Here is a 6,277-nt window from a genome sequence, read left to right as displayed (position 1 = left end):
CATAGCAGTTGGCTAGACTTTCTACGTAGGACACTTTCATTCCCTATCTCAATCCGGTTTTATCCCGGCACTCCCCTCACCTCGCTAACGCTCGACTCTCCCGCAAGCGGGAGAGTTCAGGCAACAAATGGTTTCAGGGGACGGTCCCCCGCAGATTTGGCGTCGCTGCTGAACGGTCGGCTCAGTCGGTGGACAAGAGTAATTCGGCGAACTCGGATTCTGCTGACGCCTGCTGCACCGACTGCTCGCTACGCGTCCGGCGCTGTGACTCCACCGCGACCGCCTTGGCGACACTCGGCACACGCCCCTTTCTTAGAAAACCTGCTCCATCATCAAGCGATGGCATTTCCTTGGGAACCGGTTGCAAGGTGAGATCGATGATGCGACTCTCTAGATCAAATGCCTCTGGCGGCAAATCAGCTTCACCGGACGATCGCCCGCCGACGGTCGCGTTAAAATCAGGCACCGCAGGACCTCGATCAAGCATCTGATTCTGATTGAGTGCCAGTTGAATGTCTGCCCAGCGACGCCACTGGGGACGATTTTCAATCAATGCTAAATCCCGCAACTGCTGCTGCAAGCTTTCATCACGATCGCCCAAGCGGATTCGCAGGCGCACCAGGTTCCCCAGTGGCATGGGATCCGCACCGTCTATCTCCACCGCTTGCGCATACAGTCCCAAAGCTTCTTCAACCTGACCACCAGCCTCGTAGGCCACCGCCAAGTTGTAGAGCGCTCGCGCGTCACCGGGGAGCAACTCCACAGCGATTTCAAACGCCTCAACGGCCTCGTAGAAACGCTCCTGCTGATAGGCAACCAATCCTAAGTTGCTGTATGCCGGGCCATCATTGGGAGCAAGGGCAACAGCTCGTTGCAATAGGTTTCGAGCTCGATCCAAATTCCCCAGCTCGACCGCATGCAGGGCGGAGACGGTTAATCGAGAGGCTCGTACAGACGGATCTTTCTCTGGCAGGCTGACGGCAAGCATTTCATGCCGAGTGGTGGTGGAACAGCCGGCGCCCAACAGCACCCAACACATTGCCAACAGCGCAGCACCGCGCACCACAACGACTGGTGACGCGAAGAGGGATCCCGCTGATGACATGTTTTTCTCGAAAAAGACGGCTCTATGAGTCGCTTTTCGGGGAAAACACCACCTGGGTCAAGACCAACTCGCAATCCCACAGCTCTCGGCGACCCTGTTGGCTGGGAGAATGCAGCTGTAAATCACGAACGACCGTCCCATCGGCATCCTCACGCATTGCCTGGGCAAACGCGGCAATCTGGGCAACCGTGCAGCCGTTCAAAGAAATGTCCACGGTGCGCAAGACAAACTCGGACGTTCCCATCCTCCTGGGCTCGGCGGGAGTATGCCCAGCAAAGGCACGCGAAGTCAGGCCGGCTCGAGCCAGCGCCTGATCGATGCGATTGGGAATCAACTCAGGTGATTCAACTTGCAACGCGGCGATCGTCGGTGCATCGGACAGCTCACGTATCTCAGTCAGCTGCCCACGCAACAAAGTCAAATCCGAATGGTCTGCTTGCAACCGCGCCGCTGCCTGCCACGCGGCACCGACCTGATTGAGCGTGATCAATGCCAATAAGACCAGCGCGACGACGACCAGTAATCGAGTGCGATTCATTGCCGCCCTCCACTATCTGATGCTGCGTCGCGTGAGGCGATCACCAACGGAGGCGAAACCGAGCCCTGATCGGTGTCCAATGTAAGCGGCGTCTGAGCACCAAGGTAGTCCGCCTGAATGGTTGACTGGTACGTGACGTGGGGCAAATCATTGGATGCTGGAACTTGATCGGAACTCGGGTCCTGGACATCAAACCCCTGTTGTTCCAAATGGGTCGTGATGGTTCCAATCTGTGAAAACTCGTTCACACGAACACTGAGTTGCAGACTGCCGTTCTCAATCGCCACGTCATTGATCACAAACTCGATGCCCAACTGTTCGGTTTGCCTGAGCGCAGAGAAAACGGCGCGTAGAACATCCGTCGCCGGCACAGGCCGTTCAACCGCGTCCCCATTCCCTCGCGTCCCCAGCACACGACGATACTCGTTCCGCACCGCACTCATCACGGCAACGGGAACCCGTCGATCGGGAAAGACTTCGCGGTAGGCATCCGTCTTACGCCGCTGAAGCTGCTCGCTGGCTTGCATCAACCAACGCTCGCGAACTGTTGCTCCGATGGCGATCACTAACAAACTTGCCACCAGAGCCCAAGTCAATTGTTTCAGAGGCTTGGCAATTGCGTACAGCGGATCTGCTGGCGCCAATTCACCACGGCGGAAATCTGGACAGCGGCCAACGCCACCAGCGATCACTTGATTGACACCGATCTGGAAACACTGCTCAATCTGTTCGATGGGGGCCGGCAAAGCAATGACCGGATTGGCCAGAGCAATCGCAATCGGCTCGCCCACACAAACCACCGGCAAGGCATGATCCACTCGGTCAGCCATCACGTTGAGATCGCGCTGCAAGTCCGCTTGACCACCTGGAAATTGCGTCCACTGTTGGAACCCCTCCTGCGAAATCAAAATCCACTCACAGCCACTCGATCCTGGCGATTCGTTCTGGGCTGGCGATGACGGATTGATCAGCAGGTAGAAAGGCTGTTGCAGATTGACTTCACGAGCCACTGCTCGGGCGATCAAACTGGCTTCGGGAACGATCGCGATGATCTCTGTTTCCATCGCTTCGAGATGTCGGATCAATGCAGTGAACCGCTGGGCCTGGACAGCCATCGCATGAACCTGAGTCCCGTCACTCGATTCGCGATAGTCTGCGACCATGGCTTCGGCGTCCAAAGGCAACACACGTTCGAGTTCAAACCCGAGTGCGTCTTGATCTTTTCCAGAGACTCCGTCCGGGAGCGGGAATGTCGCAAAGAAACACTCACTGCGATGCAGCGTGATGAGACAGCGCCGATTCGCGGCCCGATGATTGCCGCAGAGCGTTTGCCAGGCATCGACGAACTCTTGCTGCCAATCTCCGTCACACGTCATCACACGCGTCTGCTCCGCAACGGTCAGCTCCCAACCTCGATCGGTCTGTCGAATCACACCCACAGAAGACGTCATCGATTGCGTCCCCGTTCATTGCGTTTGGGCGTCTTGCCGCCCGTTTGCCCAGCGCGGAACGATCGATCCAAGCTGACCTTGGAAGTGCTTCCCTGACGATCCAAAGTGACCGATTCGGCGGTGATCTTGGTGACGGTCACACCACTGGGTTGCAATTGAACCTCCTCTCCGGAAACAACAATGTCGGTTTTTCCTGATGAATCAGAGAGGATCGCCAACCGTCGCCCTGGCTCAATGATGGTTCCCACCAATGTCCATGCGGGCGGGGCAGCTCGAACCGGCTTGGGAGCTGGGGACTCTGGCTTGTCAACCTTCTTCGGCGGTGGCTTCGGCGGAACGTAGAGCGGTGATCGCAACGCCAACTCATAACGTTCAGGCGGCACCTTTCCTGTTTGATCCGTCTTCGCAGCGGGACCGGTTGATTCGTTGCCTGCACCATCTTTGTTGGCGTTTGCGAACGCCAAGGTTCCAGCCCGCGTGTTGCCATCGGCGAAAGGAATCGGTCGCAGCACCCAAAACAGCGCAGTGGCTCCACAGGCAATGGCGATTACCATCGCCGCTTGTATCAGTCGACGCTGTGTCGCAAGTGTCATCAACGAGTCCACCAGGATGAATAAAAGGAGCGATGACCAAGCAGCATGAACGATCACCGCAGAACGACTTTAGTCGCTGCAGACCTGCTTGCGGGAGACATGCACTAGAACGCCCAGCGTTCGATCTGCGATGTCCCTTCTTCGTCCTGCAACATCACGGCGAACCAGCGTTGTCGTGGCTGCCCCTCAGCTTTGGCGTCAACCCAAAGCGAAAAGCTGCTGCTTGATTGCCCTAATAGTTTAAGCAAACGCTCCCGCTCTGTCTTCGATTCGGTTTGACCATTTACCAGAATCTCGACGCCGATCGTTGGGTTTTCATGGTATCGGTCTAGAAGCTGGTCAGCATCACTCTGACTGAGCACACAGCGGGCAGCAGCAAGAATCACGGCATCAGGGGCTCGACGAAGATTCACCGCCCCCCCGCTCCAGAGGCTAATCTGCTGAGTCACATTGGGAAGTGCGGCGCCGCTGTCAAATCGCTGGGCCAGTGTTGGCAAGTCAAACACCTGCCCCCAGCTCGCCATCGCATTGGGGACCACCATCGATGCAGTGATCTGCTTGTCGAGATCATCCAGCGACTCTTCGCCGGCGTCTCGACCTGGACGAGCATCATCGTCGCGAGCTTCAAACGCTTTCCAAGTCGCACTCGGCAAGGCCGGAATCACTCGAACCGCTGACAAGGCGGGTGGAGGCAACACACTCTGCAGCGATTCGTTCACCCGTTGGACCTGGCCGACGTGGTAAAGCCGGTTCAGGTTCAGTTTGGCATCTTCATCAGCGAATAGTAAATCGTAGGTGACGCCACCAAAGACCACCACGCTGCGCACGGGAGCTCCTAAGGTGACCGAATCGGCACCTTCACTGCCCTGCTTTTCCCATTGCTTTTGCAAGTCATCGTAGTAGTGACCGACGCGCGGCAGCACGGCTTGTTCCAGTGACAGCGCCCCCAACCGAATCTGCAAACGCGTTTGCGCATCGGATGCTGCCAGCGCTTGTCGCAAACTGATCGATGACAGCGACGCCAGTGCTGTCACCACCAGTGCCAAAAGCGCAATCACAACCATCAAGACATATCCCTGTTGGTCGTTCTGGGATCTATTCATGATGGCAAATGACCTCCTGCTGCAACACGGTGCTATCGGAATCACGCCAGCCGAACAGAAAACGTGCCGGCGGCCTGGGCAGTTGACTGAGTGAGACCGGCAACCCGGACTTCACCGCAGCCGTCGATTCGCCACCTTCACTGGTCTCCCAAGGCTGAAACACGAAGCCTCCAAAACCGACCCAGCACAACTGAGCATCCGTACCACGGCGTCGCACCAAACAACTGCGATCACCAACGTTGACAACTTCATAGCGAATCAAATCAGGGATCTGCTCGGGACCAAAGAACCCTTCCAGTTGCATCCCTGTGGCGCTGACCACCATCCCACGGGCATTGACGAGTTCCTGTTGCATGCGCTGCATCAAATGCCCACTTGCCAAGCCTTGTGCTTGCTGAGCTTTCTGATGGGCGGTTTGCCGCGACACTACGGCGACAATCCGCACGACCGCAGCCATCATGATGCTGGCCAACACCATCGCCACCACCAGCTCGATCAATGTCAAGCCACAGCGCCGCGAGCGGCTCAAGTTGCACTGCCTGGGACTCATTACAGGCCCTCGCGTTTGACGACCTGAACACTGACCAAGGGCACCGCAGACTGACCATTGGCAACATCCAGAATGCTGTACTGCACGACCAATAGCGACTGATCAGCAACCGCGACTCGGCCCACAATCTCGGTGCGCCAGATCCAGCCAACATGACCGACCACGCTGCCGCTAGCTGGCGTGGGAATCCCTGTCGGTGACGTTGCCAAACGCTGCACCATCTGGTCGGCCACCTGAACAGCTTGCAAGCGTTTCTCAGCCAACGCGACTTGCCGCTGATGCTTTGAAAACGCAAGCAACGAAGCCACCAAGACGGAACCCATCAAGACCAGGGCAACGACGACTTCCAAGAGAGTGAATCCAACTCGCCTGCGTTTTGTTATCAGCCTGCGTTTTGTTGCCAGGCTGTTTCTGATTGACTGCCTGTTCATTGGACCCCCAACAGCATTTTGACCGACCGCGGATCAACGTCCACCAACACCTGCCCACTGCCGCCGACAACCAGCACCCACTGCGTGGCACCACGACACGCCAACTGGACCGCATAGCTTACTGCGTCCCCATTACCCGCCACCTCGATCCCTCGGTTCACGTTGCCGATGGCCTGCACGGCAACGCTTTGTGGCAACTGAAACGACTTCACCGGATCTCCATCGACCAGAACGACCAACCGTCCCGTTTGATGATCAATCAAGCCTTTGACGGGCTCGCGTTCCAACTGTGCCTGATGCCGCAGACGCAAATCAAACAGCCGAATCAGTTGCACGGACCGGGAAAGATCCTGACGCGCCAGGGCACCGCTGACTGGCACACTGGCCAGCGCCGCCATGATTGCCAGCAAGACCACCACGACCATTAACTCAATCAGCGAGAAACCGCGGCGACTGGCACAAGGGATCAGCATGGAAGCACTCTCTGGGAATGATCAGACGTATGT

General features: G+C 57.2%; 8 protein-coding genes. All 8 read right to left on the bottom strand.

The window, feature by feature from the left end; translation table 11 throughout:
- Positions 1-181: 181 nt before the first annotated feature.
- Positions 182-1,105: a tetratricopeptide repeat protein gene (locus SV7mr_RS02340; RefSeq protein WP_145268857.1), complete on the bottom strand. Its 924-nt coding sequence runs from the start codon at positions 1,103-1,105 to the stop codon at positions 182-184.
- A 22-nt stretch (positions 1,106-1,127) separates the two neighbouring features.
- On the bottom strand, positions 1,128-1,643 hold the full coding sequence (locus SV7mr_RS02335) for a hypothetical protein (RefSeq protein WP_145268855.1): 516 nt from the start codon (positions 1,641-1,643) through the stop codon (positions 1,128-1,130).
- The gene (gspL, locus tag SV7mr_RS02330; RefSeq protein ID WP_145268853.1) at positions 1,640-3,094 is read right to left on the bottom strand and encodes a type II secretion system protein GspL; all 1,455 of its coding nucleotides are present in this window, start codon (positions 3,092-3,094) and stop codon (positions 1,640-1,642) included. The genes SV7mr_RS02335 and gspL overlap by 4 nt, the downstream gene beginning before the upstream one ends.
- The gene (locus SV7mr_RS02325; protein ID WP_145268851.1) at positions 3,091-3,687 is read right to left on the bottom strand and encodes a hypothetical protein; all 597 of its coding nucleotides are present in this window, start codon (positions 3,685-3,687) and stop codon (positions 3,091-3,093) included. The genes gspL and SV7mr_RS02325 overlap by 4 nt, the downstream gene beginning before the upstream one ends.
- Before the next feature lie 104 nt (positions 3,688-3,791).
- A complete protein-coding gene (locus SV7mr_RS02320) occupies positions 3,792-4,790 on the bottom strand; it encodes a hypothetical protein (RefSeq protein WP_145268849.1) in 999 nt (332 codons plus the stop codon).
- Positions 4,783-5,340 (bottom strand): PulJ/GspJ family protein, encoded by a 558-nt coding sequence (locus SV7mr_RS02315; protein WP_145268847.1) that lies wholly within the window; start codon positions 5,338-5,340, stop codon positions 4,783-4,785. Before SV7mr_RS02315 ends, SV7mr_RS02320 begins: the two co-directional genes overlap by 8 nt.
- A complete protein-coding gene (locus SV7mr_RS02310) occupies positions 5,340-5,771 on the bottom strand; it encodes a prepilin-type N-terminal cleavage/methylation domain-containing protein (RefSeq protein WP_145268845.1) in 432 nt (143 codons plus the stop codon). The genes SV7mr_RS02315 and SV7mr_RS02310 overlap by 1 nt, the downstream gene beginning before the upstream one ends.
- Positions 5,768-6,244, bottom strand: coding sequence for a pilus assembly FimT family protein (locus SV7mr_RS02305; RefSeq protein ID WP_145268843.1), 477 nt, complete (start codon positions 6,242-6,244; stop codon positions 5,768-5,770). The genes SV7mr_RS02310 and SV7mr_RS02305 overlap by 4 nt, the downstream gene beginning before the upstream one ends.
- Between the last annotated feature and the right edge of the window lie 33 nt (positions 6,245-6,277).

The organism is Stieleria bergensis (assembly GCA_007745635.1).
GTDB lineage: Bacteria > Planctomycetota > Planctomycetia > Pirellulales > Pirellulaceae > Stieleria > Stieleria bergensis.
This window is presented reverse-complemented; position numbering and strand designations above follow the sequence as displayed.

Coding starts and splice junctions, on each gene's coding strand:
- SV7mr_RS02340 (WP_145268857.1), bottom strand. CDS start 1,105: ATGTCATCAGCGGGATCCCTCTTCGCGTCACCAGTCGTTGTGGTGCGC.
- SV7mr_RS02335 (WP_145268855.1), bottom strand. CDS start 1,643: ATGAATCGCACTCGATTACTGGTCGTCGTCGCGCTGGTCTTATTGGCA.
- gspL (WP_145268853.1), bottom strand. CDS start 3,094: ATGACGTCTTCTGTGGGTGTGATTCGACAGACCGATCGAGGTTGGGAG.
- SV7mr_RS02325 (WP_145268851.1), bottom strand. CDS start 3,687: ATGACACTTGCGACACAGCGTCGACTGATACAAGCGGCGATGGTAATC.
- SV7mr_RS02320 (WP_145268849.1), bottom strand. CDS start 4,790: ATGAATAGATCCCAGAACGACCAACAGGGATATGTCTTGATGGTTGTG.
- SV7mr_RS02315 (WP_145268847.1), bottom strand. CDS start 5,340: ATGAGTCCCAGGCAGTGCAACTTGAGCCGCTCGCGGCGCTGTGGCTTG.
- SV7mr_RS02310 (WP_145268845.1), bottom strand. CDS start 5,771: ATGAACAGGCAGTCAATCAGAAACAGCCTGGCAACAAAACGCAGGCTG.
- SV7mr_RS02305 (WP_145268843.1), bottom strand. CDS start 6,244: ATGCTGATCCCTTGTGCCAGTCGCCGCGGTTTCTCGCTGATTGAGTTA.